Raw genomic sequence first — 1215 nt, 5'->3', positions numbered from 1 at the left:
ATTACTCTACCCGATGATTTTTGTTATATATTGATACTGAGTTAGTTGTATTTGAATCCATCGAGTTAATATATTTAAAAGTTCTCTCCATATTTTTGAAAACCCTTGATTTGTATTTCTGAAACCTTCTCTTAAAATATCAAGCCCTTTTCGGAAAAAGCTATTGGATTTATAACCATGTTTTTTAGTTTTAATTTTTTGAACTTTTTTGTGATAGTGCTTACCAATATTTATACATATTCCTACCGCTATACTGACAAAAACTAAAAGCTTTTTAATTTTATCACTTGATTTTAGATGGGTATTTTCTAAGTTGAAGCCTCTGCCTTTAACTGCCTGAAAAAAGACTTCAATTGACCATCTTCTTCGATAGAAGCCTCCTAATTGTTTAGCGGGTAGATTACCTGCCAATATTAGGAAATCACCATCATGAAGCTTTTTTAACATTATGTTACACCAAATACCATCTATCATACAATCTTGATAATAGCGCTCTGTTTGGGTTGATAAAAGCTCGTTCACAGAATAAACCATCGTATTTTTTAAAGTTATTAGATGGCTTTTAGGAATTCGCAGGCAGAATGATATATTATTGTCTTTTAAATACTTAAACCATTCATGTCCAATAAATTCTCTATCTCCAACAACAATAGAAATTCTATCAACTCCTATCAGAGAAATTACTTTACCAAGCAACTCTTTTCTATTTTCGGCCTTACTGTTACCACTTCTATTATCTAATAGATCCCAAAACAGAGGTATGCCTATTTCATCATGTCGAGCTACAATCATTAGAATATTACATTGATAAGTACCAAAATCCCACCGCATCGGCGGTCCGATCTGTTCTATCAATTGACAAGCTCAATTTACCTTTTGGTAAAAACATTACTAATAGAATAGCCACTTGCTGATAGTCAAAATCGAAGTCTTTAAAAAATGCTTGAATTCTTCGCTCATTTGATTCAACTTTCGAGTCAGTTGTAAAATGTAAGCCAACCTCTTTAAATTGAACATTTCTACTTTTGATGACACCAAATGTGAACTCTGAAATGAATCTTTTTCTTGCTAAATTCTTCGCTAATGGGATTTTTGAAAGTAATTTTTTAATTTCGCTACTGATGAAACTTTTCATTAAAAGGCTGTTTTTTGTTGCTTAGGAACTACAAAATTCAGCCTTTTTTTATTAATTGTAAATTTTCATCGGGTAGAGTA

Annotated in this window: 2 protein-coding genes; both read right to left on the bottom strand. The window is 31.4% G+C overall.

All coding sequences use genetic code 11. The features are described 5' to 3' along the window. Positions 1 to 6 precede the first annotated feature (6 nt). Positions 7 to 792, bottom strand: coding sequence for a transposase (locus tag VB264_RS24985; RefSeq protein ID WP_323254125.1), 786 nt, complete (start codon positions 790 to 792; stop codon positions 7 to 9). A 7-nt stretch (positions 793 to 799) separates the two neighbouring features. Then, positions 800 to 1135 carry a hypothetical protein gene (locus VB264_RS24980; RefSeq protein ID WP_323254123.1) on the bottom strand — a complete coding sequence of 112 codons (336 nt, stop codon included), beginning with the start codon at positions 1133 to 1135 and terminating at the stop codon, positions 800 to 802. Positions 1136 to 1215: the final 80 nt, after the last annotated feature.

The sequence above is a fragment of the Arcicella aquatica genome, from assembly GCF_034928825.1.
GTDB lineage: Bacteria > Bacteroidota > Bacteroidia > Cytophagales > Spirosomataceae > Arcicella > Arcicella aquatica.
The sequence above is the reverse complement of the archived record's forward strand: the minus strand, read 5'-3'. Positions and strand labels throughout refer to the sequence as shown.